Genomic DNA, 25,794 nt, shown 5'->3' with positions numbered 1-25,794 from the left:
CTCACGGTCCGATGTCGATGGGCCCGAGGTCGGCGTAGCGATCCCCCGGTCCCGGATTGTCCGGGTGAGAGGCGCCGCCGAAATGATTGATCACACCCCACACCGCGTTGAGCGCGGTCTGCACCGCCCCTTCCACCCATGCGGGCATGAACGACACATCGTCGCCGGCGAGGAAGATGCCGCGTTCGGCGTCGGGCAGCCGCTCCTGACCGTGGAAGTGCCCGTACATCCGGGTGTTGTATCGATAGTGGCCCGGTAGCGCACCCTTGAATGCACCCAGGAAATGCGGTTCGGCCTCCCAGCTGACGGTCAATGGGCGCCCGACGATGTGCTCGGCGATGTCGACGTCGGGATAGATCTTGCGCAATGCGTCCAGTGCCAGCGAGACCCGCTTCTCCACCGGGTGCGGCAGCACCTTGAGCGCATCGCTCATCCAGGTGTAGCTCAGGCAGATGACGCCTGGGCGGTCGAGTCCGTTGTCGAAGAGGTAGGTGCCGCGGGTCAGCCGGTCGGTCAGGGTCATGCTCAGCACGTCGCGACCCGTCCGCGGATCCCGGTCGAGCCAGAACGGGCGATCGACCATCACGAATGTCTTGGACGACTGCATGTAGCGGGTGCGGTCCAGCGCCATCCACAGATCCTGACTGAACAGGCTTTCGTCGCATTCGATCTCGGTGGACAGCAGCCATGCCTGGCAGGTGGCCACGACGGACGGGAACTCTCGCGTGTCGCCCCACCGGTCGACGACCTCGATGCGGTTCGGGCCGACTCGTCGGACCGCCGCCGCGCCCGCCCGGGGGACGCCGCTGTGCAACGACGACAGACTGGTCCCGACCGGCCAGTACCGGATGGTGGCGGGGCTGTCCGACCACAGGCGCCGGGGCACCTGCTCGGCACCGCCGACGACCAGATGCTGGTCGGTGTCACAATTGGTGACCACCACACGGAGAATCTCCAGCATCGAGTTCGCGAAGTCGGAATCCCAACCACCCGTGCCGAATCCGACTTGGCCGAACAGTTCGCGGTGGCGGAACGTCAGGGAACCGAACTCCTCGGAGGTGGCCAGGAAGTCGTAGAAGCTGCGGTCGTCCCAGTCCACGACCAGCCGGTTCCACAGCTCCTTGAGTCGCGGGCGGTCCCGGTCCCGGATCGCCTCCTGCAGCCCGGAGAACCCCGCCACGCGTTCCAGCGCGCTGTCCCAGGCACGTTCGATCTCCGTGTAGATCGGCGGCAGGTCGTCGAGCGTGCGGGCGTAGAGGGTTTCCCCGCCGAGGTCGATCACTGTGCTGCCGGCGGCCTCGGTGAGCGGGTTCGGGAATGGTCGTGTGCGCAGCCCGAAGGTGTCGACGTAGTGGAAGAACGTCGACGACGACGCCGGGAAACGCATGCCGCCGAGTTCGGCCACCTCGGGTTCGCCGGGCACGAAATGTTCCGACCGCAGTCGGCCACCGATCCGCTCCGGCTCGTAGACCACCGGGCGCAGTCCGATCTTCATCAACTCGTACGCGGCGACCATCCCGGCCATCCCCGCTCCGATGACGGCGACCTCGGAGCCGAGAGCATGCTCGGGTACCGTTCCGATGCCGGCCGGATGGGTGATCCAGTCGTCGTAGGCGAAGGGGAAGTCGGGACCGAAGATGGTCACCGGCCGATCGGGCTGCACCGTGTCAGCGTATTGCGCACAGCCGGTCGGCGTCGGTCATCACGGCCGGTGCGGCGCGCCGATCTCGTTGATCATTGAGGACCGAAACTGTCCGCTATCAACGGCACACTCGTATCAGAAGGTTTCACCAACTCGAAAAGAGAGGGATCATCATGGACTGGACACTCGAGGTCGCGTTTCTGCCGGTGACCGACGTCGACCGCGCCAAGGACTTCTACTCCCGGATCGGGTTCAACCCCGATCACGATCAATCGCCGACCGACGACATCCGGTTCGTCCAGATGACGCCACCCGGGTCCGGCTGCTCGATCGCCTTCGGCAAAGGCATCGTCGATGGCGCTCCCGCGAACGTCGGCCCGCTGATGCTGTGTGTCTCCGACATCAACGCCGCCCGAAAGCACCTCCTCGACGCCGGTGTCGAGGTCAGCGACGTCGACGAGCAGGCATGGGGTCATTTCGTCTACTTCGACGACCCCGACGGCAACCACTGGAACGTGCAATACCTGCCGTACCGGTACGAATCCCAGGGCTGACGATCTCGACGTTCCGCGGAACGCAGGTCGCGTAGGCGAGCGCGGGCCGGATCGGTCAGCGCGGGCCGGATCGGTCCGCGCGGGCCGTCGACGGGCCGCGTGAACCGAGACGGCCCGCGTTGTGCAGGCGCGGGCCCTCCGGCGGCGAGCGCGGATGTTGCGTGCGCCATTCGCATGCGGCGGCGGCGCGGGGGCACGACACTGTGAGGTATGCAATCGGGCTTTCCGGGTTCCGAGCCGACCGTGTTGATCGGCACAATCGTCAATCCGGCGGGCCTGATCCTCGCCAAAACCGTGCCGCAGACCCGCGTACCTGTCTTCGCGTCAACGGGTCTCGGCGCGAGCCCGACCTGGCATGCCTTCGCCGTCGACCAGGTGGGTATCGCGTTCACCGACGCCATCGGGGTCGTCGGCGACCAGCGGATCCGGGTGGACCTCGACGCGATGCGGACCCTCGACCCGACGCTCGCCTGGGCGCCCGGTGAGTTCTATGACCAGGCTGGGGCGCCGGTGCCGCAGTGCTCGCGGGGCACGTTGCGCCGGGTGGTCGACGCGCTCGCCGAGGCCGGTCTGCATGCGCTCGTCGGGCACGAACTCGAGTTCGTGCTGGTCGGCCCGGACGGCGCCCGTCTGCCGTCACACCTGTGGGCCCAATATGGCGCGGCGGGCGTGTTCGAGCACGAGGAGTTCGTGCGCGATGTGCTCGCCGACTGCCGGGCCGCCGGGGTCGGCGTCGAACAGTTCCATCCCGAATACGGTCAGCTGCAGTTCGAGATGTCGATCGAACCCCGTGATCCGATCGCCGCGGCCGATCAGCTCGTGGTGACCCGGATCGTCCTCGGCCGGGTGGCCCGACGGCACGGGATGCGGGTGAGCTTCTCCCCGAAACCGTTTGCCGACGGGGTGGGTTGCGGCGCCCACCAACACATCTCGCTGCATCGCGGCGATGACCCGGTGTTCTCCGGGGGTTCGGGGACCGCCGGGATGACGACCGACGGAGAGCATGCGGTGGCGGGCATCGTCGACACCATGGTCGACCTGCAGGGCGTGCTGTGCGGGTCCGCGGTGTCGGGGTTGCGGATGCTGCCCGGGCAGTGGGCCGGCGCCTTCGCGTGCTGGGGCGTGGAGAACCGGGAGGCCGCGGTCCGGCTGATCCAGGCCGGACCGGCAAGTCCACGGGGCGCCAACGTGGAGGTGAAGGCGATCGATCCGTCGGCGAACGTGTATTTCGCGACCGCGGCCATCCTCGGTGCTTCCCTTGCCGGAATCGCCGGGCGGATACCGCTGCCGGCGGAGGTCACCGTCGATCCGGGCACCATGACGTCGCAGGAGCGTGATGCCGCCGGCATCCGCGGGTTGTCCGACGATCAGCGGCGGATCGTCGACACCATGGAATCGTCGACCCGGCTGCGCGGCGTCCTCGGCGATCGGGCCGTCGATGCGCTCGTCGCCGTTCGCCGTTACGAGGTCACGCACTTCCCCGATCACACCCCGCAGACGCTGACCGACCGGTTCCGGTTGGCGTGGAGCGTCTGAGGGCATGACGGCGGCTGCGGGCAGGGTCGCGGAACACATCGCCCATCTCGCCCTCGTCGACCATCACGTCCACGGTTGTTGGATCGACGATGTCGACCGCACACGCTTCGAGAGCGCACTCAATGAAGGGAACACCGGTGCGCTCTGCGCCGACGACGCCCCGTTCGATTCCCAGATCGGCTTCGCGGTGCGACGGTGGTGCGCACCGATACTCGGGCTGGACCCGCACGAGTCAGCGGACGCGTACTGGCGACGTCGGTGTGAGTTCGCCGAACCCGATGTCGCACAGCGTTTCCTGTCTGCGGCCGGTGTCGGCGACTGGATCGTCGACACCGGACTACCCGGTGTCGTCGACCCGGACACACTGAGTCGGCTCGCAGGGTCGGCGGCCCACGAGGTGATTCGACTCGAGTCCATCGCCGAGGAAGCCGTCGTGATGGGTCGCCGATACGCCGACGCGTTCGACGAGCTCCTCGCCGACCGTGCCCGGACCGCGGTCGGCACCAAGACGATCCTCGCCTATCGCGGCGGTTTCGACGGCGACCTGTCCGATCCGGAGTCGCGGGACGTCGAAGAGGCGGCCCGACGATGGCGTGACGTCGGCGGCCGGCGGCTGACCGACCGCACCCTGCTGCGTTTCGGCCTGCATCGAGGTCTGCGCCTGGGCAAGCCGCTGCAGGTCCATGTCGGGCTCGGCGATCGCGACGCCGACCTGCATCGCACCAATCCCCTGTTGCTGCTGGACTTTCTCCGGGCCAGCGGCGACACCCCGGTGATGTTGCTCCACAGCTACCCGTTCGAGCGTGAGGCCGGGTATCTGGCGCAGGCGTTCAGCAACGTCTACGTCGACGTCGGGCTGGCCGTGCACCACCTCGGCGCCCGCTCCCCCGAGCTCATCGCCCGCATTCTCGAGCTCGCCCCGTTCCGCAAGGTCCTGTACTCCTCGGACGGGTTCGGTCCCGCCGAGCTGCACTACCTCGGCGCGCGGCTGTGGCGGGACGGGCTGGCCACGGTACTGCAGGGGTTCGTCGATAACGGTGCGTGGAGCGTCGATGACGCGCTGCGGATCAGCGAGCTCATCGGGTCTCAGAATGCGCGGCGGGTATACGGGTTGGGGTCACGTGGCTGAGGGCGCCGCCCCGAACAACCGCGCACCGAGCGCGCATCCGCGCGTGTCGCGACACGCGCGGATGCGCAGTGGATGCGCGGATACCGACGTACGCAGTCCCCGCCCACCTCCGCCGTAGCGCACGATGTCCGCTTCGACATACTTGTGACCGTGAACGAACCAGTGACGCTCGTCGTGGCAGACGGGCCGGCGCAGAAGGTCCTGGAGGTCGGGGTTCCGGTGTGGATCACCGCCGGTGCGCTGGTGGCGGTGCTGGTGCTGGCGTGGTTGTTCGGCGGCACCGCCCGGGTCTTGCTGCGCGGACGTGCCCGACTGAACACCACAACATCCATGGTGGTCGCGATCCTGGGTTCCGCCGTGGGCTTCATGATCGCCGGTCTGATCGACCCGACCTTGCGGGTGTGGAGCGGCGTCACCATCGCGCTCGGGCTGGTCAGTTCGATCGTGTCCGTCGGTCTCTACGGGCTCGTCACCGCACGGTTCCAGCGTCAGCGCCATTCCCCGGTCACCGACCTCATGGCCGCCGGCGAATCCGAGCGCGTCGAGTTCAAGTCGACCGCGCGGATCAACCTGCGTTCCGGCGAGAAGGACGCCCGGATGGAGCATGTCATCGTCAAGACGGTGTCGGCCTTCCTCAACGCCCGCGGCGGCACACTCCTGATCGGCGTCGACGACGACGGCACCGCGCTTGGACTCGACGCCGACTACGCGACACTCAAGGTGCCCGATGCGGATCGCTTCGAGTTGTGGTTGCGCGACCTGTTCACCACCACCCTCGGCCAGACCACGGCGGCCTCGGTCCGCATCACCATCGAGGACGTCGCGACCGCCGACGGCCCGCGACCGGTCTGCCGGGTCGGCTGCTCGCCGTCGCCGCGACCGGTCTACCTGCGATCCGGCAAGAACGCGTCGCCCGAGTTCTGGGTGCGCAGCGGCAATTCCACTCGCCAGCTCACCGTCGACCAGGCCGCCGACTACATCATGAACCGTTGGCCGCTGAGCGCCGGCGCGGCCATCGCCGCCCAGGTGCGGGCCGCCGTCCGCTCGTCGGTCGACCGCTGACCTGATTTGCCGACGGCTCCGGCTCGGAAGGATCAGTGAGGTTCTTCGGTGGCGCGCGAATCGGTGAGCGTGAGCGCACCCCATCCCGCGACGATTCCCACGATCACCGCCAGGACCGCGTAGGTGATCCGCTCACCATGGAAGAACGACGTCACCAGGTCGGTGCTCCAGATCCCGGTCGGCAGACTCACGGTCACCAGCGCGGCGATCAGTGTGCCGACGACGGCGGTGCCGACGCTGGTCCCGACCTCTTGCGCGGTGTCGTTGAGCGCCGCACCGATCGAGGTCCGGTTCTCGGGCATGGCCGCGACCAGAGCGACCGCACAGATCGTCATGACCGTGCGCAGGCCGATGGTCAGGGTCACCATGAAGACCGCGATCGCCAGGTAGCCGTGGTCGACGCCCCACGCGAGTCCGGCCAGCGAACCGGCCAGCAGAACCGCACCGACCAGGCAGGCGATCCGGTGCCCGAACCGCCTGGCCAGGCCCTCGGAAATGGGAGTCGCCGCGATCATCGTGACGATCATCGGCAGGTTCGCCAGACCGGCCTTCATCGGGCTCCACCCGTAGGCGTACTGGAAGTGCAGGATCAGACCGAACATCACCCCGGCCATCGCGATCGAGGTCCCGACCTGTGCGATGGCCGCGCCCCGCACGGTGCCGGAGGTGAAGATGGTCAGATCCAGCATCGGCTGCGGGGTCCGACGCTCATGCCAGATGAAGGCGACAAGCGCGGCCACGGCGCCCAGTGCGCAGGCCACCGTCGCGATCGAGGCCCAGCCGTGCTCCACCCCGCTGGTCAGCATGTAGCACGCCAGGCCGATGGTGGCGATGCTCAGCACCGCGCCGGGCAGGTCCAGCCGGTCAGCGGTCAGGTCCTCCCGGCGATCGGCCGGCACTCCCAGACGCACCCCGATCCACGCGATGAGCGCGATCGGCGCATTGACCACCAGCAGCCACTCCCAACTGACGTGGGCCAGCGCGGTGCCGCCGAGCAGCGGACCGAGGATGAAGCCACTCATGCCGACGACGATCATGATGGTCATCGCACGCATCCGCAGCTGTTCTGACTCGAACAGTCGGAAGACCAGCGAGTTGGTGATCGGCGCCATCGCGGCGGCGGCGACGCCGAGGGCGGCACGGAGCGCGATCAGCTGCCCTGCGGAGTGCACGAAGACGACCGCGAGGCTGATCAAGCCGAACGCAGCCAAACCGATGAGCAGTACGCGACGCCGACCGAGTCGGTCGGCCGCCGAACCGGCCGTCAGCAGCAGGCCGCCGAACGTGAGCGAGTACGCCCCGGTAACCCACTGCAGTGCGGTGGTACCGCTGCCGAGGTCACGACCGATCGTCGGCAGGGCGATGGTGAGCAGGGTGTTGTCGACCATCTCCACGAAGAAGGCCAGACACAGGGCCGCGAGCGGAATCCACGCGGCGCGCAGCGACCCGTAGGTACGGGCCGGAACAGTTTCAGTTGCCGAGATCATCGCAGCACCTCCTTTCATCGAACGTTGTTCGAGTTTCGAACATGGTTCGAGAATAGAACGCCGTTCGGTCCGACGCAAGCGTGATTGTGCCGATGTGATGGGATAGACGTCATGGCACCCGAACGACGCGGCACCCGACGGCGCGTCTCGCATTCACTGGAAGCCGTCGTGGAGGCAGCCGTCGCCCTGTTGGACGAGTCCGGCGAACCGGCCCTGACCTTCCGGGCCCTGGCAGCCCGGCTCGGCGGTGGCGTCGGCAGTATCTACTGGTACGTCTCCAACAAGGACGAACTGCTCGACCGCGCCACCGACCACGTGGTGGCGACAATGCTCACCGACGCCGAGAAGTTCTTCGACGACGGCGGCGATCCGATCGACAACATCCGGGGCATCGCGGTGACCGTCTTCTCGGCGATCGCGGAGCGACCCTGGCTCGCCGCGTACTTCATGCGCAACACCACGATCCAATCCAACGCCCTGGTCCTTTACGAACGGCTCGGCGAGCAGGTGATGCGCCTGGATCTCTCACCCCGACAGAGCTTTCACGCGGTGTCGGCCGTCCTCGGGTACGTCATCGGCGTGGCCGCCGACCTGGGCCAGGAGCCCCCCGAGGAGGTGCTCACCGGAACCGTGGAGGCCACGACCTATCTGCACGGGATCGCCGATCAATGGCGAGCACTCGACGTACAGAGCTACCCGTTCATGCACTACATCGTCGACGAGTTCGACGGCCACGAGGACATCGACCAGTTCCGGGCCGGGCTCGAGTTGCTGTTGGAGGGGATTCGCCTACAGGCGGCCCGCACCGCCGCGAACGAGGCCTAAGGTTCCGAGACTTCTTCTGTCGCTTCTTGTTTCGTTCCCCAGCAGTTTTCGGGGAATCCACGAAAAGCGGGAGGAAGAACCGGGCAGACGCAGAACGGCCCCCGCACTCGAAAGTGCGGGGGCCGTTCGTGGTTTCGGCTTACGTGATCTCGATACGCCCTCGGCTGGCGCCTCGGGCTACTCGATCAGCGAGCTCAGTCCTCGGCTGGCGCCTCGGGCTACTCGATCAGCGAAGATGCCTACCGGTAGTCGTTGGAGAAGCCGTAGTCGTCCAGCGGCACCGCAGCGCCGGCGGGGGCACCGAAGGTGCCGTCCGGGCTGTAGTAGGTGTCGTCGTAGGACGGCACCGCGTAGGCCGCGGCACGTGCTTCTTCGGTCGGCTGAACCTGGATGTTGCGGTACCGGTTGATGCCGGTACCGGCCGGGATCAGCTTACCGATGATCACGTTCTCCTTGAGACCGATCAGCTTGTCGCTGCGGCTGTTGATGGCCGCATCGGTCAGGACACGCGTGGTCTCCTGGAACGACGCCGCCGACAGCCACGACTCGGTGGCCAACGATGCCTTGGTGATACCCATCAGCACCGGACGTCCGGCGGCGGGCTCGCCACCCTCGGTCACGACGCGACGGTTCTCCGACTCGAAGTCCGACCGCTCGGTGAGCGAACCGGGCAGGAACTCGGTGGCACCGGAGTCGATGATCGTCACGCGACGCAGCATCTGACGCACGATGGTCTCGATGTGCTTGTCGTGGATCGACACACCCTGGCTGCGGTAGACCTCCTGGACCTCGTTGACCAGGTGGATCTGCACCTGACGGGGTCCCATCACGCGCAGCACCTCGTGCGGGTTGGCCGAGCCCTCCATGAGCTGCTGGCCGACCTCCACGTGGTCACCGTCGGCGAGCAGACGCTCGCTGCCGTCGTCGTGCTTGAACACACGCAGACGCTGGCGCTTCGAGATCTTGTCGTAGACAACCTCTTCCGAGCCGTCATCGGGGATGACGGTGATCTTGTAGAAGCGGTCGTCGTCTTCGAGGCGAATCCGTCCGGACACCTCGGCGATCGGAGCGACGCCCTTGGGCACACGAGCCTCGAAGAGCTCCTGCACACGCGGCAGACCACCGGTGATGTCCTCACCGACGCCACCCTGGTGGAAGGTACGCATCGTCAGCTGGGTACCGGGCTCACCGATCGACTGGGCCGCGATGATACCGACGGCCTCGCCGATGTCGACGAGCTTGCCGGTGGCCATCGACCGTCCGTAGCAGTGCGCACACACACCGGTGCCGGTGGCACAGGTGAGCACCGAGCGCACCTTGACCTGCGTGATGCCGGCCGCGAGCAGAGCCTCGATGGCCGGGTCGCCCAGGTCGTGTCCACGCTCGACGATCACGTTGCCGTTCTCGTCGAGGGCGTCGGCGGCCAGGGTCCGCGCGTAGGTGGAGGTCTCCACATGCGCATCGCGGATCATCGTGCCGTCGGCCTGCTTCTCGGCGATCGTCGTGGTGATGCCACGCTCGGTCTGGCAGTCGGTCTCGCGAACGATGACGTCCTGGCTGACGTCCACCAGACGACGGGTCAGGTAACCCGAGTCGGCGGTACGCAGTGCGGTGTCGGCCAGACCCTTACGGGCACCGTGGGTGTTGATGAAGTACTCCGCCACGGTCAGGCCCTCACGGAACGAGGACTTGATCGGACGCGGGATGAACTCACCCTTCGGGTTGGTCACCAGACCCTTCATGCCCGCCAGCGAGCGGATCTGGGTCATGTTGCCCGCGGCACCCGACTTCACGATCATCGGGATCGGGTTGTCGTCCGGGTAGTGGGCCTCCATCGCCTGGCCGACCTCTTCGGTGGCCTGCTTCCAGATCTCCACCAGAGCGTCACGACGCTCTTCCGGCGTCAACGCACCGCGCTGGAACTTGCGCTCCAGACCATCGGCCCGCTCCTCGTACTTGTCGAGGATCTCTGCCTTGGCCGGCGGCACGAGCACGTCGGCCATCGACACGGTCACACCCGAGCGGGTGGCCCAGTAGAAGCCGACGTCCTTGAGCTTGTCGACGGTCTGCGCGACCACGATCATCGGATACCGCTCGGCGAGATCGTTGATGATCACGGCCTGACGCTTTTTCGGCATCTGCTCGTTGACGAACGGGTACTCCACCGGGAGCAGCTCGTTGAACAGCACACGACCCAGCGTGGTCTCGATGTCCCACGGCTGACCGTACTTCCAGCCGTCGGGGAACTGCTCGGCCTCGATCTCGGCCGGCGGACGCTGATCGGTCAGCCGCACCTTGATCTGCGACTGCACGGTGAGCGCGCCGCGGTCGACGGCCATGATGGCCTCGGCCGGGGTCGAGTACACACCGCGCTCGACGTCGTCGGTGGTGGCGGCCGAGTACTCGCCTGCCGCACCCTCCTTGAGAGTGGTCAGGTAGTACAGACCGGTCACCATGTCCAGACGCGGCATGGCCAGCGGGCGACCCGAGGCCGGCGACAGGATGTTGTTCGACGACAGCATGAGAATGCGCGCCTCGGCCTGCGCCTCCGCGGACAGCGGAAGGTGCACGGCCATCTGGTCACCGTCGAAGTCGGCGTTGAACGCCTCACAGACCAGCGGGTGCAGCTGGATGGCCTTGCCTTCCACCAGCTGCGGCTCGAAGGCCTGGATACCGAGGCGGTGCAGCGTCGGCGCACGGTTCAGCAGAACCGGGTGCTCGGCGATGACCTCTTCGAGGACGTCCCACACGGCGGGGCGCTGACGCTCGACCATGCGCTTGGCCGACTTGATGTTCTGCGCCTGGTTCAGGTCGACGAGACGCTTCATCACGAACGGCTTGAACAGCTCGAGCGCCATCAGCTTCGGCAGACCGCACTGGTGCAGCTTGAGCTGCGGGCCGACCACGATGACCGAACGGCCCGAGTAGTCGACACGCTTGCCGAGGAGGTTCTGACGGAAACGACCCTGCTTGCCCTTGAGCAGATCGCTCAGCGACTTCAGCGGACGGTTGCCCGGTCCGGTGACCGGACGCCCGCGGCGGCCGTTGTCGAAGAGGGCGTCGACCGACTCCTGCAGCATCCGCTTCTCGTTGTTGACGATGATCTCGGGGGCTCCGAGGTCGATCAGTCGCTTGAGGCGGTTGTTGCGGTTGATGACACGGCGGTACAGGTCGTTGAGGTCGGAGGTCGCGAAGCGGCCACCGTCGAGCTGCACCATCGGACGCAGCTCCGGCGGGATCACCGGCACGGCGTCGAGGACCATGCCCAGCGGCGAGTTGCCCGACTGCTGGAACGCCGCGACGACCTTGAGTCGCTTGAGCGCACGCAGCTTCTTCTGGCCCTTTCCGCTGCGGATGGTCTCGCGCAGCGAATCGGCCTCGGCGTCGATGTCGAAGTTCTCCAGGAGCTTCTTGATCGCCTCGGCACCCATGGCGCCGGCGAAGTACTCGCCGAAACGCTCGTCGAGCTGACGGTAGAGCTTCTCGTCGATGATCAGCTCGCCCGGGCTCAGCTTGACGAAGCGGTCCCAGATCTCCTCGAGGTCGTCGAGCTGACGCTGGGCCTGATCGCGCATGCGGCGCATCTCGCGCTCGGCACCGTCGCGCACCTTGCGGCGCACGTCGGCCTTGGCCCCCTCGGCCTCCAGCTCGGCGAGGTCGGCCTCGAGCTTCTGCTGACGCTCGTTCAGGTCGACGTCACGCTGATCGGCGACGGCCTTCTTCTCGACCTCCATCTCGGCCTCACGGGTCGACAGCTCCGCATGGCGCAGCTCGTCGTCGACCGACGTGATGACGTAGGCGGCGAAGTAGATGATCTTCTCGAGATCCTTCGGCGCCAGGTCGAGCAGATAGCCGAGCCGGCTCGGCACACCCTTGAAGTACCAGATGTGGGTGACCGGGGCGGCCAGCTCGATGTGGCCCATCCGCTCACGACGCACCTTGGCGCGGGTCACCTCGACGCCGCAGCGCTCACAGATGATGCCCTTGAAGCGGACGCGCTTGTACTTACCGCAGTAGCACTCCCAGTCGCGGGTCGGTCCGAAGATCTTCTCGCAGAAGAGTCCGTCCTTCTCCGGCTTGAGCGTGCGGTAGTTGATGGTCTCCGGCTTCTTGACCTCACCGTACGACCAGTTGTGGATGTCATCGGCCGTCGCAAGACCGATCTTCAGTTCGTCGAAGTAATTGACGTCGAGCACTTGTTACCTTTCGAGAGCTCTGTCAGTTGATCGTCGGTGGGGTCAGTTGGCCCATGCGGGAGCTTGCGACCGCATCAGTTGGCCAGGTCGTCGACCGTCGCGGATTCGTTGCGCGACAGGTTGATTCCCAGGTTTGCCGCAGCACGCTCGAGATCCTCGTCGTCGGTGTCGCGCATCTCGATGGCCGCGCCGTCGGAGCTGAGCACCTCCACGTTGAGGCAGAGCGACTGCAGCTCCTTGAGCAGAACCTTGAACGACTCGGGGATTCCCGGCTCCGGGATGTTCTCGCCCTTGACGATCGCCTCGTAGACCTTCACTCGGCCGACCACGTCGTCCGACTTGATGGTGAGCAGCTCCTGCAGTGTGTAGGCGGCGCCGTAGGCCTGCATGGCCCAGCACTCCATCTCACCGAAGCGCTGACCACCGAACTGCGCCTTACCGCCGAGCGGCTGCTGCGTGATCATCGAGTACGGACCGGTCGAACGCGCGTGGATCTTGTCGTCGACCAGGTGGTGCAGCTTGATGATGTACATGTAGCCGACCGACACCGGGTACGGGAACGGCTCGCCGGAACGACCGTCGAACAGCGTCGCCTTGCCGTCGCCGTTGACCATCACCTCACCGTCACGGTTCGGCAGCGTCGAGGACAGCAGACCCTGCAGTTCCTCTTCGCGAGCACCGTCGAACACCGGGGTGGCGGTGTTGGTGTCCGGCTCCGCCGAGTACATGTCCTCGGGCAGCTTGGACGCCCAGTCGGGCACACCGTTGGCGACGTTGATGTTCCAGCCGGCCTTGGCGACCCAACCGAGGTGGGTCTCCAGGATCTGGCCGATGTTCATACGACGCGGCACACCGTGGGTGTTCAGGATGATGTCGACGGGGGTGCCGTCGGGCAGGAACGGCATGTCCTCGGCCGGGAGGATCTTGCCGATGACGCCCTTGTTGCCGTGACGGCCGGCCAGCTTGTCGCCGTCCTGGATCTTGCGCTTCTGGGCCACGTACACACGCACGAGCTCGTTCACGCCGGGAGCCAGATCGTCGTCGTCGTCGCGGCTGAAGACGCGGACGCCGATGACCTTGCCGGTCTCGCCGTGCGGCACCTTGAGGGAGGTGTCACGGACCTCGCGCGCCTTCTCACCGAAGATCGCGCGGAGCAGACGCTCCTCCGGGGTCAGCTCGGTCTCACCCTTCGGGGTGACCTTGCCGACCAGGATGTCGCCGTCACGGACCTCGGCACCGATACGCACGATGCCGCGCTCGTCGAGGTCGGCGAGGACCTCGTCGGAGACGTTCGGGATGTCCCGGGTGATCTCCTCGGCACCGAGCTTGGTGTCGCGGGCGTCGATCTCGTGCTCCTCGATGTGGATCGAGGTGAGGGTGTCCTCCTCCACGAGCCGCTGGCTCAGGATGATCGCGTCCTCGTAGTTGTGGCCTTCCCACGGCATGATCGCCACGAGCAGGTTCTTGCCGAGGGCCATCTCGCCGCTCTCGGTGCACGGACCGTCGGCGAGGACCTGGCCGGTCTCGACGCGCTGCCCCTCGTCCACGATCGGACGCTGGTTGGCGCAGGTGCCGTGGTTCGAGCGAGCGAACTTGCGCATCCGGTAGGTGTCGCGGCTGCCGTCGTCGGACATCACGGTGATGTAGTCGGCGGAGACCTCCTCGACCACACCGGTCTTCTCGGACACCACGACGTCACCGGCGTCGACCGCGGCACGCAGCTCCATACCGGTGCCGACCAGCGGCGACTCGTTACGGACCAGCGGCACGGCCTGACGCTGCATGTTCGCACCCATGAGGGCGCGGTTCGCGTCGTCGTGCTCGAGGAACGGGATCATCGCGGTCGCGACCGACACCATCTGGCGCGGCGAGACGTCGAGGTAGTCGACCTCGTTCGCGCTGACGAACTCCACCTCGGAGCCCTTCTTGCGAACCAGCACGCGCTCGTCGGTGATGCGACCGTCGAGTGCGTAGTTGGTGTTGGCCTGGCCGACGAGGTAGCGATCCTCTTCGTCGGCGGTCAGGTACTTGACGTCGTCGGTGACGACACCGTCGACGACCTTGCGGTACGGGGTCTCGATGAAACCGAACGGGTTGACCCGCGCGTACACCGACAGCGAACCGATCAGACCGATGTTCGGACCCTCAGGGGTCTCGATCGGGCACATACGGCCGTAGTGCGACGGGTGGACGTCGCGGACCTCGAGGCCGGCACGCTCACGGGACAGACCGCCGGGGCCCAGCGCCGACAGACGACGCTTGTGGGTCAGACCCGACAGCGGGTTGTTCTGGTCCATGAACTGCGACAGCTGGCTGGTTCCGAAGAACTCCTTGATCGCCGCCACCACGGGACGGATGTTGATCAGGGTCTGCGGGGTGATCGCCTCGACGTCCTGGGTGGTCATGCGCTCACGCACGACTCGCTCCATACGAGACAGACCCACACGGATCTGGTTCTGGATCAGCTCGCCGACGGTACGCAGACGACGGTTGCCGAAGTGGTCGATGTCGTCGACCTCGACGGGGACCTCGACGCCGCCGGGGACGGTCATGTAGGTGGTGGCGTGCGGATCGGCCTCGTGCAGACGCACCAGGTACTCGACGGTCGCGACGATGTCCTCACGGGTGAGAACCGAGTCGCCGGTCATCGGGTTCGCGGTCAGACCGAGCTTCTTGTTGACCTTGTAGCGGCCGACACGGGCCAGGTCGTAGCGCTTCTCCTTGAAGAACAGGTTCTCCAGAAGGTTCTCCGCGGACTCCTTGGTCGGCGGCTCGCCCGGACGCAGCTTGCGGTAGACCTCGAGCAGCGCCTCGTCCTGGTTGGCGGTGTTGTCCTTCTCCAGGGTCGACATCATGATCTCGGAGAAGCCGAAGCGCTCGCTGATCTCTTCGGTGGTCAGGCCCAGCGCCTTGAGCAGCACGGTGACCGGCTGACGACGCTTGCGGTCGATGCGGACGCCGACGGTGTCACGCTTGTCGACGTCGAACTCCAGCCAAGCACCACGGCCGGGGATCACCTTGACGGTGTGCAGGGTCTTCTCGGTGGTCTTGTCGATGTTCGCATCGAAGTAGACGCCGGGGCTGCGCACGAGCTGGCTCACCACGACACGCTCGGTGCCGTTGATGATGAAGCTGCCCTTGTCGGTCATGATCGGGAAGTCGCCCATGAAGACGGTCTGCGACTTGATCTCACCGGTGTTGTTGTTGATGAACTCCGCGGTGACGAACAACGGCGCCGCGTAGGTCATGTCCTTGTCCTTGCACTCCTCGACCGAGGCCTTGACCTCGTCGAAGTGCGGATCGGTGAAGGACAGCGACATCGAGCCGGAGAAGTCCTCGATCGGGGACAGTTCGTGGAGGATGTCCTCGAGGCCGCCGGTCGGGTTGTCGTCGCCGCGGGCGATTGCCTTGGCGCGCCATTCCGGCGATCCGACGAGCCACTCGAAGGAATCGAGCTGCAGGTCGAGGAGGCCGGGGACCTCCAGCGGCTCACTGATTTTTGCAAACGATGCGCGCTTCGGCGCGCCGGGGATGGTTGAGGTGGACTGGCGGTCGAGTGCCAAGATGCGTCCTTCCAACACGAAGTGTTCTACCTAGCTCGGTGCTTGGCTTGATGGGCCGTTCGCTGGGGTGACACCTGCGATTTCGGCGATCACCACGAGCACACACAGCAAAGGTGGCCTGAGGAAGGATCGGAAAGTGGACAGGAGGCAGCCAGCGCAACGTCCAACTGTAGCAGAAAATAGACGTACTTTGTCAAGTCACGTCTTGAAGCGACTCCGCGCTGATGGCTGCCTGCACGTCATTCACTGGTGACAGCGTGGCCCGACAACGTCCGTTCGTCAAGCGCTACGCGCATATTTGCGGCAGAAAAGTCGGGTGTTACCTGCGCAGAGGGATCAACCAGACATTCGAGCCGACGATCGCCCGCCGAAAACCGCCCGTGAGCGGCCCGGCAACGGCATTTCGCCGGCCGCGCGCTCCCCGAGGGCGGATTTCGGTGGGCGGATTTCGGTGGGCGGATTTCGGTGGGCGACCGTCAGAAGGCCTCGACCTTGTTGATCAACCAGTCGTCGCCCTGCTTGACCATCGCGAACTGGTAGCGCGGCGCGGCACTCTGTCCGGCGATGCCGGCCTGCTCCTGGCTGACGATCATGTTCACGACCACGCGAGCGGTGTCACCGTCGCCGCCGCCGCTGAGATTGGCGACGCCGACGGATTCGACGCGGCAGTCGGCGATCGCCTTGGTCTGCTGCAGGATCTCACGTTGCTGAGGCAGGTACTTGTCGAACTCGCTGCGCGCCTCTCCGGTCAGCACCGACCGGGCCTTGTCCGCCCATTTGTTCACGTCCGCGGTGTCGACCGTCAGATTGCAGGCCTTGCTCTGCACCTGGGAGGTCAGTTCGGTGGTCGCCGCCTGGTCGACGAACGCCTTGTTGGCGCCGATCTTCGCACCGGGGTGCAATCCGGCGATGAGGGCGAAGATGCCCAGGATCACCGCCGCGGCGAGCAGGATGGCGATGGTTCGTCGGCGACCCGACCCGGGAGTCGATGAGGTGAACGAGCGCCTGCGCTGAGACTCGGATGCACTCTTCGCAGCCGGGTCGGTGGGCCTCAGCGTGGAGACCCGCGCCACCGGTTTCTTCGCCGCCGGTCTGGGCTTGTCGGCGGGTTCTGGGGTTCCGTCGGCGGGTTCTGGGGTTCCGTCGGCGGGTTCTGGGGTTCCGTCGGCGGGTTCTGGGGTTCCGTCGGCGGGTTCTGGGGTTCCGTCGGCGGCTTCCGGGGTTCCGTCGGCGGCTTCCGGGGTTCCGTCGGCGCGATCCGGGGTTCCCTCGGCGGCTTCTAGGGTTCCGTCGGCGAGATCTGGGGTTCCGTCGGCGAGATCTGGGGTTCCCTCGGCGGGTTCCGGGGTTCCGTCGGCGAGATCCGGGGTTCCCTCGGCGCGATCCGGGGTTCCCTCGGCGAGGTCTGGGGACTCCGGGCCGGAACCGGCAGGAGCCGAGCTGCCCGGACGGGGGTGACCCGCGACGCGACGGGCGGCGTTGCGGTTGGTCTTCTTACGCGGGGGGCGTGGGTTGGTCATCAGTTGCCTCCCGGGGTGGTCGACGGCGCGGCGCCGCCACCGCCGGGCACCGCTGCGGCGGTGCCCGGGTCCTGATAGGCCAGCGAGTCGAGCGGGACGATGTTGTCGGCCTTCCAGTCGTCGCCGACCTTGGTCATCGAGACCGAGAAGCCCATGGTCTGGGTGACGCCGGCCTCGTTCTCCCGTTTGGAGGTCGCCGCGACGTAGACGAGGACCTTGGCCGAGCCGCCGTCCGCGTCCACCTCCGACGGCGCACTGCGCACCAGCCGTGAGGTCAGGGTCGCGGCCTGGGGTCCGGCCTGCGAGATCATCGAGTTGAGGTTGCTGACGTCCTGCTTCGTGATCTGCTCGCGAGCCTTGCCGGTCAGCGACGCGTCGACCCGACGCTTCCACTCGGCCGTGTCCTTCGGGTTCACGGTCGTCACGTTGATGATGGCCTGCTCGGCGCCGTCGACGGCACCGTCGCGGGCATCCTGGATCGGCTTCTGCACGAAGTAGGCCTGGTATCCCTGGTAGCCGAACCAGACCGCGCAACCGGCGGCCACGACAACTGCGACCACTGCGGCCACGAGGGCCAACGTGCGCCCGATGCCGGCCCCGGTGGGGGTCGTCGGTGTGTTACTCGTCGTCATCGGCCGTCACTGTAACCGGTGGCACCTGAGAGAAAACCAAGCTGCGCTACCGCACTCGTCACTGCCGAACACCTCACTGCCAAAAGCCTCATTGCCGAGCGCATCATTACCGAACACCTCACTGGGGACGCACGCCCATCAGCGCGGCCAGTTGTCGGGCCAGTGGGTTCAGGTTCAGCTTGTCCGGGTCCTTCTTCGGGATGTCATCCCACGGCTGCGGATACGCCGGATTGGCCAACGTCGCCCGCTGGGCGCTGCGCACACCGGTCGGGTTGCCCACCGGCACCGTGCACTTGGCGTTGGTGTTGAACGGGAACTCGTCGTAGTGGATGTCGAACGACGGATCCTTGCGCTTCATCTCCTGGATCATCGCGTTCGTGCTCTCATAACCGTGCGTACACGCCGCCGGGTTGTTCGTCTCCAACACCACACCGAAATGGATCTGACCATCGCCGGGCGCCGGACTGTGGCTGCCGGCCGACAACGCGGAGAGCATGGCGAACGTCGTCGACGTCGCATAACTCGTCGGTTCGATGGTGCGCAGCGTGGACGCCAACTGCTTGACCACCGTGGAGATGTCGCCACCCGACTGCTGCAACAACGCCGAGATCTGCGTCGCCGACGCCGTGCCCGTCGTCAGTAACCGCCGCAGATCCGGATCGGCCGACGCCAGGGTGGCGGTCACCACCTCCAGATTCCGCGACCATTCCAGGATCGCGTCCGACTGCTCGGCCTGCGTCGAGAGCACCACATCCGAATTCCGGATCAACGAGATCGTCTCGTCCAGCGAGTCGTACCCCGACCGCGACAATTTCGACAGCGAGTCCACCAACCGCGTCAGGTTCTCGCCCTGACCGTTGAACGCCTTGCCCAGCTCCGTGATCACCGTGTGCAGATCATCGATCGGGATCGACGAGGTGAAATCGATCGCCGAGGCCACCACATCCTCCAACGGCGGCGGCACCGACGTCTTCGTGATCACCGACCCGTCCGACAGGTAGGGCCCCTGCGCCGACGTCGGCTGCAGATCCACGTACTGCTCACCGATCGCGGAACGGTTCGCCACCACCGCGGTCGCCGACGCCGGGATCTTCGGGCCGCCGGAGTTCAACTCCAACGCGACATCCACACCGGTCTTGGTCAGCGTCAGCTTCCCGACCCGACCCACCGGCACACCCTGATACGTCACCTCGGCGTTGGTGAAGATTCCACCCGACGACGGCATCGCCGCCGTCACCGTGTACTGGCCGATCCCGGCGAGCCGATCCAGACGTGCGTACTTGGCGCCGACGTAGACCAGCGCGAGCAGGCCGACGACCGTGAACACGATCAATTGGATCTTGGCGAACTTCGACAGCATCAGCTCGCTCCGATCCGTGCCACGACGATGATCATCACTGTGCTCCGATCATGCTGAGCGGTCCGTCGATGAACCGCTGACCCGGCTGGGCCGGCGGCATCAACGTGAACTGTCCGTCATCGCTCTTCTCCGACTTCGCCGGGGTTTTCGCCGACGTCGGCGCCTTCGCCGACCCCGACGCCGGGTTCATCGGGTAGGTGCCGCCCGACGGCGGGGTGTTCGGTCCCGGCTTCCAGTTCGGGCCCGGCGGCAGCAACGTGATCGTCGGCCACCCGTAGCGCGGACCGTTCCCGCCGACGTACGGGTTGCTCGGATCGATCGGGACCTTGACCCGCTCCGGGGGCGAATACTTCGGGGTGCCCTGACCGACGCCCAGTGCCTCGAGCTGGTTGAGCAGCCGGAAATCGAGCGTCATGAAGAGGTTCGTCGAGTCACCGTGGACCGCGGGCAGCAGCCAGTCCGGGAACGGAATGGTCAGCATCAGCGGTGCCGCGGTGATGAGATCCGGGGTGGCCTTCGCCAATTCGGTCAGCACCGGGCGCAACGCCTTGAGGTCGGTGATCAACGCCGTGCGCGACTTGCCGAGGACGTCGGTGCCGACCTGCCCGAGCTTGTCGAGCTTGGTGAGCAGGTCCACCAACTGCGGGCGCTGCTCCTCCAGGACCGCGACACCTTCGGGCAGCTCCTTGAGGATCCTCTCGATCTGCGTCTTCTGGTTCGACGCCCGGGTGGACAGCCGCGCGAGACCGTCGATGGCGGTGACGATGTCGTCGCGCTGCCGGTTGAGGCTGGTGATCAACGAGTTCGTCTGCTCCAGCAGGCTTCGGAAGGCGGGACAGCTGTTGCCCTTCGGCGGGACCTCGCACGGTTGGTCGACCGACCCGGCCAGAGCCTTGTTCAGCTCGGTGACGATGGGCTGCAGCTGATTGATCCCGCCACCGTTGAGCAGCATCGACAATGCGCCGAGCACCTGCTCGATGTCGGTTGCGGTGCGGGTGCGGTCGAGCGGGATCGGTGTCGCCGGGTCCTGCCGGGGCAGGTTCTCGGCGTCCTTCGGGTCGGTGAGTTCGATGAACTTCTCACCGAGCAGCGACGTCTGCTGCACCGCGGCCCGGGCCTTGTCGGACAGGTCGACCTCGTTCTTCACCTTGACCTTGACCTGGGCGTACCACTGGTCGTCTGGCACCTCGATCGCGGTGACCGTGCCGACCGGGATGCCGTTCATCTTGACCATCGACTGCGGCACCAGATCGAGGATGTCGTCGAACTGGATCTCGTAGGTCCGGGGGTTGTCGCCGGTGTCCACCCCACCCGGCAGCGGCAGGGACTGGATTCCGTTGCTCATGCAGCCAGACAGGACGAGCACCATCGACACCACCGCCGCGCCGAGGGCGGCGCGCAGTGGCCTGCGGGTCAGGAACTTCCGGGTCATCAGTTCTCACCTGCCCCGGGACGCGCCGACGGCCGGGTGGCAGTGGGCTTGGTCGGCTTCTTCGGAGTTCGCGGTGCCGACTCGGCGCCCGACTCCAGGTCCGGATCCGGGTTGCCCGAGCTGGTGCCCGGTGCCGGATACCGCTGCAGCTTGTTGTTGCTCATGATGCCGAACGGCAGCACCGGCAACAGCGGGTCGAGGACGCCGTCGGTGATCTGCTTGCCCAGGTCCTCGCAGTGGGTGATCAGCGGACTCAGCGTGGTGCTGAACTGCTTCGCGGCGGGGTTGCCGGGCAGCAGTTTGCCGAGATCGAGCAGACGGCACTGCGCGCCGATGAGGTCCTGCAGATCCGGGATGGTCAAGCGCATCGCCAGCGTGCCGGATTCCGCGTCGTAGGCGTTGATGAGGTTGCTGATCGTGACCGGCAGGACGGTGAGGACCTCCTTGAGGTGGTCCTTGGTGTCCAGCAACGCCTGCGTCGTCGGTTCCAGATCCTTGACGGTCTGGCCCAGCAGGTCACGGTTGTCCTCGACGAAACCGGCGACGTCGCCCAGCGCGACGGACAGCTTGTTCAGCGCGGCCGACAGCTGGGTGCGCTCCCCTGCCAGAAAGCTGTTGAACGAGGCCATCTGGGTGTTGAACTGCCGCACCTGTGCATCGTTCTCACGCAGCGCACCGACGAACACATCCAGGTTCTTGATCGTGTCGACGATGTTGCCGCGCGAATCGCTCAGCGTGGTGGTGGCCTTGGAGAGCTGCTCGATGGCGTCGCCCAGCTTGGCACCGTTTCCGCGCAGGTTGTCGGCGCCGGTGGTGACCAGATCGCTCACGGCGCCGTTCTTGTTCGCGCCTTCCGGGCCGAGCGCCTCGGACAGCTTCTGCACGCTCGCGTAGATCTGGTCGACCTCGACCGGGACCATCGTCTGCTCGAGCGACAGCGTGATGTTGTCGGGGGCCTTCTCCCCGCCACTGTAGGCGGGGGTCAGCTGTACGTAGCGGTCGGCGACGACGGACGGGATGATCTGCACGGCGCGCACATCGGCCGGCAGATCCACTCCCCGATCGACCGTCATCGTGACCTTGACGGTATCGCCCTCCGGCGTGACCGAGTCGACCTTGCCGACCGGTACACCGAGGACCCGCACGTCGGAGCCGGAGTAGATGCCGACGCTGCGTGCAAACGTGGCGGTGATCTTGGTGGTACCGATCAGCGAGAACGCCCACCACAGCACACCGGCCACGATCAGCGCGATGATGAGACCGAGCACCAGCATCACGATGTGCCGCGGCGTGAACCACCGGCCGGGACCGGAGGTGCCGGTGAGGTCGGGAGCTGTCGTCATCAGCCGGCCTCCGTTCCACCGTTGTTCTGGTTCTTCTGCTTGTTGGGCGGCCGGGTCGTGTTCTGCTGCGGCAATGCCGGCGGCAGCAGGTTGGTCACCACGGACTCGAACCAGCGGCCGTTGCCCAGCACGTTGGCGTAGAGGCGATAGAACGGCGCCATATAGGTGATCGTCTGCCGCAGGTTCTGGTTCTGCGCGATGAGCAACTGGTTGACCTGCTGGACCGCCTGCAGCGCCGGACCGATCTGTTCCTCGTTGTCGTGCACGATCCCCGACAGCGAATCCGACAGGGTCGTGGTGGTGGAGAGCAGGGTCGAGATGGCCTTCTGGCGGTTGTTCAGTTCGTCGAGCAGCTGGCCCGCACCCGCGATCAGCCGCACGAACTCCTGGTTGCGATCGGCCAGGATCTTCGACGTCGACTTGGTCGCCGCCAGCAGTCGCTGGACCTCCTGGTCACGGCTGGCGATGGTCGCCGACAGCCGCTTCAGACCGTCCAGCGACGGGCCGATGTCACCGGCCGTGCCGGAGAAGGCATTCGACAGCGTCTTCATCGAATCCGCGAGCTGGGTGGTGTCGAGGTCTTCGATCTGCGTCGTCGCGTCGGAGAACGCCTCGACGACGTCGTAGGGCGAGACGGTGTCGGTGAGCGGGACGTCGGGGTCCGCGGGCTTGCTGCCCCGTGGGTTGAGCCCCAGGTACTTCTGCCCGAGGATCGTTTTGATCTGGATGGACGCCTGGGTCTGATCGCCGATCCAGGTGTTGGTCACCCGGAACTTGACGTCGACATGGTCGCCGTCGAGTGAGACGCCGTCGACCTCACCGACCTTGACCCCGGCCACGCGGACCTCGGCGCCCGGCTTCAGGCCGGCCGCCTCGGTGAACTGCGCGGTGTAGCGCGCGGCGGCACCGATGAGCGGCAGCGAGTTCAGGTAGAACGCCGACACCGCCATCATCAGCAGCACCAGGATGCCGATCGCGCCGATGCTCACCGGGCTGCGGCGCCCCGCGAACCGTCGATGGCTGTGCTCGGCGGGCGGGTTCTTCGTGTCGTCTTCGGACGTGTTGTCTTCGGGCTTCATGTCGTCGTCAGCCACAGGTCATCCCCCCGGCCTCTCGTCTTTCCAGCAACGGGTGGCCGCGCTGGTGTAGAGCACATGGTTGATGTCGGGCAACGGGACCAGGGGCTGGGTCAGCAGCGTCGACTTGCCGTTGCCGGCGACCACGTCGATGCCGCACAGATAGAACTGGAACCAGGAGCCGAACGTCGCGGCGCGGCCGATCTTCTGCAGTTTGACCGGCAGGTTCGTCAGGATCTGCGCGACGTCTTCGTCACGTGCGTTGATCTGGTCGGCAACCGCCTTGAGTCCCGCGATGTCCCCCTGGATCGCCGGTCGGGTCGGTTGCAGGATCGACGCGGTGACCGCGGTGAGGTTGGAGACCGAGCTGATCGCCGAACCCACCGATCCACGTTGCGCGGCCAGGCCGGTCACGAGCTGCTCGGTGTTGTCGAGCAGCGCGGTGAACTGGTCGTCGTTGCGGTTGACGGTGTCGAGCACCGTGGTCAGGTTGGTGATCAGTTCGCCGATCACCTTGTCCTTGTCGGCGATGGCGTTGGTGAGGTCCGACGTACTGCTGATCAGCTGGGAGATGTTGCCGCCCTCGCCCTGGAAGATCTTGATGATCTGCTCGGAGAGCGTGTTGACGTCGGCGGCCGACAGTTCGCGGAACAGCGGCTTGAACCCGTTGAACAACTCGGTCAGGTTCACCGCCGGATGGGTGTCCTGGTTGTCCGGGTCGGTGCCGAAGGTGTAGCCCGTACTCACGGTCTGGTCGGGATCACCGGCGCCCTTCTCCAGCGCGAGATACCGCAGGCCGGTGAGGTTGCGGTACCGGATGTAGATCTGGGTGCCCGCGGGTAGATGGTCGCGGTCGACGTTGAACGACACCATCGCCTGGTTGCGGTCGTACACCTCGACGTTGGTGACCTGCCCGACGCGGACACCGGCGATACGCACGTCGTCGCCCTTGTTGAGCAGCGCCGCGTCGGAGAAGACGGCCTTGTAGTCGCTGTCGCCGTCACCGCCGGCGTTCGCGATGGTCAGCGCCAGCAGACTGGTGGCGAGGACCGTGACCACCGCGAAGGTGATCAATTTGATCAGCGGTCCGGTGAGAGATTTCATCGGATGGTGACCTGCGCTCCCTGAAGCGACGCGCCACCGATCGTGGTGACCCAGGTGGGCACCTTCTCGGGATCGGTGCCGTTGGCGCCGCCGTAGATGACCTTCAGTTGCTTCACGTAGTCGGGGTCGTCGAACGGATTGGCCCGGATGGTGCCGACCGGGGTGGCCGCGAACTGCGGCTGCGGCAGGGTCGGCATGGTCCGTGGGCCGGCGTTACGCGACGGCGGCTGATAGGAGCCGTCGGCGAGTCCGCCGCCCGGGTACTGCGGGAACGGACGGCCGTTGGTGGCCGGCTCGTAGCAGACCGCGGGTGGGTCGAGGTCGAGGAAGCGCGGTTCGTCCTGGTTCGGCAGATACCGGCCGCGCGGGTTGACGAACGTCAGGTTGACGCGCACGCCGGGATTCTTGGTGCCCTGCCCGACGATGGTGCGCGACTCCGGGATCAACGTCGCGAAGTTGTGGAACGTGCACGTGAACGTCGGGGACTGCTTGGCCAGTCCGACCAGGAACGGTTCCGCGTCGACGGTGAGGTCGATCAGGTCGGTGCGGTTCTGTTGCAGGAACTTGGTGGTGTCGGTGGCGGCCACACCCACCGTCGCGATGAGTGTCCGCAGATCCCCCTGGCGCTCGACGATCGTCCGGTTCGTGGTGCGGAAGTTGTCCAGGGCGTCGATGACGTCGGGCAGCGCATCGGAGTACGTCTGCGAGAAGCTGGCCAGTCCGCGAAGGGTGCCCTGCAGCTCCGGCATGTTGTCGTTGAACCGCCGGAAGATGGTGTCGAGTTCGCCGACGGTGACGCCGAGCTGCTCGCCACGACCCGCCAACGCCTGCGACAGCGACGTCAGCGTGACGTTGAGGTCCTGCGGCGGGATCGCCTTGAGCACCGGCAGCAGTTTGTCGAAGAGTTCCTGGAGCTCTTCGGCGTTGCCGCTCTTGTCGGTGTAGATGGTGTCGCCGGAGGCCAGCGTCGCCGAATCCGGGTTCTCGGTCGGCACCTGTAGCGCCACATATCGCTCACCGAATAGGGTCTTCGGCAGGATGCGCGCGGTGGTGTTCTGCGGCAGCTGATCGGCCATCTGCGGGTCCAGTCCCAGCGTGACCGAGACGGAGCCGTCGGGGGCGGGTTCCACGTCGCGCACCTCACCGACGAGGACGCCGCGCGCCTTGACGTCGGCGTTCTGCGGCAAGGCATTGCCGGTCGAGTCGGTCTTGAGGGTGACGTCGGTGAACGTCGTGAAGCTGTCGTTGAACTTCATGATGGTGACCGTGAAGAACAGGGCGACCACCAGGAAGAACACCAGCCCCAACAGTCGGCGACGCAGCGTCGACATCG

At 66.3% G+C, this 25,794-nt stretch carries 17 protein-coding genes; 5 read left to right on the top strand and 12 right to left on the bottom strand.

Annotation, left to right across the window (positions count from 1 at the left end):
- Position 1: 1 nt before the first annotated feature.
- Entirely contained in the window at positions 2-1,663 is a 1,662-nt protein-coding gene (locus AC4AMJ_RS03335) for a flavin monoamine oxidase family protein (RefSeq protein ID WP_489896990.1), read from the bottom strand.
- 152 nt (positions 1,664-1,815) lie between these two features.
- On the opposite strand from AC4AMJ_RS03335, the gene AC4AMJ_RS03330 reads away from it, so the two are divergent.
- From AC4AMJ_RS03330 to AC4AMJ_RS03315, 4 genes are all read left to right on the top strand, one after another.
- The gene (locus AC4AMJ_RS03330) at positions 1,816-2,196 is read left to right on the top strand and encodes a VOC family protein (RefSeq protein ID WP_489917241.1); all 381 of its coding nucleotides are present in this window, start codon (positions 1,816-1,818) and stop codon (positions 2,194-2,196) included.
- Between the two features lie 210 nt (positions 2,197-2,406).
- Entirely contained in the window at positions 2,407-3,732 is a 1,326-nt protein-coding gene (locus tag AC4AMJ_RS03325) for a type I glutamate--ammonia ligase (RefSeq protein ID WP_489917240.1), read from the top strand.
- A gap of 4 nt (positions 3,733-3,736) precedes the next feature.
- A complete protein-coding gene (locus AC4AMJ_RS03320; protein WP_489917239.1) occupies positions 3,737-4,861 on the top strand; it encodes an amidohydrolase family protein in 1,125 nt (374 codons plus the stop codon).
- A 150-nt stretch (positions 4,862-5,011) separates the two neighbouring features.
- Complete coding sequence (locus tag AC4AMJ_RS03315) at positions 5,012-5,923, top strand: AlbA family DNA-binding domain-containing protein (protein ID WP_489917238.1); 912 nt, start codon at positions 5,012-5,014, stop codon at positions 5,921-5,923.
- 32 nt (positions 5,924-5,955) lie between these two features.
- On the opposite strand, the gene AC4AMJ_RS03310 is transcribed toward AC4AMJ_RS03315, so the two are convergent.
- Positions 5,956-7,410: an MFS transporter gene (locus tag AC4AMJ_RS03310; RefSeq protein ID WP_489917237.1), complete on the bottom strand. Its 1,455-nt coding sequence runs from the start codon at positions 7,408-7,410 to the stop codon at positions 5,956-5,958.
- 111 nt (positions 7,411-7,521) lie between these two features.
- On the opposite strand from AC4AMJ_RS03310, the gene AC4AMJ_RS03305 reads away from it, so the two are divergent.
- Positions 7,522-8,235 (top strand): TetR/AcrR family transcriptional regulator, encoded by a 714-nt coding sequence (locus AC4AMJ_RS03305; RefSeq protein ID WP_489896996.1) that lies wholly within the window; start codon positions 7,522-7,524, stop codon positions 8,233-8,235.
- A gap of 239 nt (positions 8,236-8,474) precedes the next feature.
- Here AC4AMJ_RS03305 and AC4AMJ_RS03300 read toward each other — a convergent pair whose 3' ends face one another.
- The 10 genes from AC4AMJ_RS03300 to AC4AMJ_RS03255 form a co-directional block, all read right to left on the bottom strand.
- The gene (locus tag AC4AMJ_RS03300; RefSeq protein WP_489896997.1) at positions 8,475-12,431 is read right to left on the bottom strand and encodes a DNA-directed RNA polymerase subunit beta'; all 3,957 of its coding nucleotides are present in this window, start codon (positions 12,429-12,431) and stop codon (positions 8,475-8,477) included.
- Positions 12,432-12,505: 74 nt separating this feature from the next.
- Positions 12,506-15,994, bottom strand: coding sequence for a DNA-directed RNA polymerase subunit beta (gene rpoB / locus AC4AMJ_RS03295; protein ID WP_489896998.1), 3,489 nt, complete (start codon positions 15,992-15,994; stop codon positions 12,506-12,508).
- A 476-nt stretch (positions 15,995-16,470) separates the two neighbouring features.
- Positions 16,471-17,514: a hypothetical protein gene (locus AC4AMJ_RS03290; RefSeq protein ID WP_489917236.1), complete on the bottom strand. Its 1,044-nt coding sequence runs from the start codon at positions 17,512-17,514 to the stop codon at positions 16,471-16,473.
- On the bottom strand, positions 17,514-18,146 hold the full coding sequence (locus AC4AMJ_RS03285; RefSeq protein ID WP_489897000.1) for a hypothetical protein: 633 nt from the start codon (positions 18,144-18,146) through the stop codon (positions 17,514-17,516). Before AC4AMJ_RS03285 ends, AC4AMJ_RS03290 begins: the two co-directional genes overlap by 1 nt.
- A gap of 118 nt (positions 18,147-18,264) precedes the next feature.
- The gene (locus AC4AMJ_RS03280; RefSeq protein ID WP_489897001.1) at positions 18,265-19,506 is read right to left on the bottom strand and encodes an MCE family protein; all 1,242 of its coding nucleotides are present in this window, start codon (positions 19,504-19,506) and stop codon (positions 18,265-18,267) included.
- Between the two features lie 34 nt (positions 19,507-19,540).
- Complete coding sequence (locus AC4AMJ_RS03275) at positions 19,541-20,923, bottom strand: MCE family protein (protein ID WP_489918363.1); 1,383 nt, start codon at positions 20,921-20,923, stop codon at positions 19,541-19,543.
- Positions 20,924-20,937: 14 nt separating this feature from the next.
- Positions 20,938-22,281, bottom strand: coding sequence for an MCE family protein (locus AC4AMJ_RS03270; RefSeq protein ID WP_489917235.1), 1,344 nt, complete (start codon positions 22,279-22,281; stop codon positions 20,938-20,940).
- Positions 22,281-23,360 (bottom strand): MlaD family protein, encoded by a 1,080-nt coding sequence (locus AC4AMJ_RS03265; RefSeq protein ID WP_489918362.1) that lies wholly within the window; start codon positions 23,358-23,360, stop codon positions 22,281-22,283. Before AC4AMJ_RS03265 ends, AC4AMJ_RS03270 begins: the two co-directional genes overlap by 1 nt.
- Positions 23,361-23,378: 18 nt before the next feature.
- Positions 23,379-24,461: an MCE family protein gene (locus tag AC4AMJ_RS03260; RefSeq protein ID WP_489897003.1), complete on the bottom strand. Its 1,083-nt coding sequence runs from the start codon at positions 24,459-24,461 to the stop codon at positions 23,379-23,381.
- Positions 24,458-25,792 carry an MCE family protein gene (locus AC4AMJ_RS03255; RefSeq protein WP_489917234.1) on the bottom strand — a complete coding sequence of 445 codons (1,335 nt, stop codon included), beginning with the start codon at positions 25,790-25,792 and terminating at the stop codon, positions 24,458-24,460. Before AC4AMJ_RS03255 ends, AC4AMJ_RS03260 begins: the two co-directional genes overlap by 4 nt.
- Between the last annotated feature and the right edge of the window lie 2 nt (positions 25,793-25,794).

This window comes from Gordonia sp. LMA484, from assembly GCF_058129505.1.
This window is presented reverse-complemented; position numbering and strand designations above follow the sequence as displayed.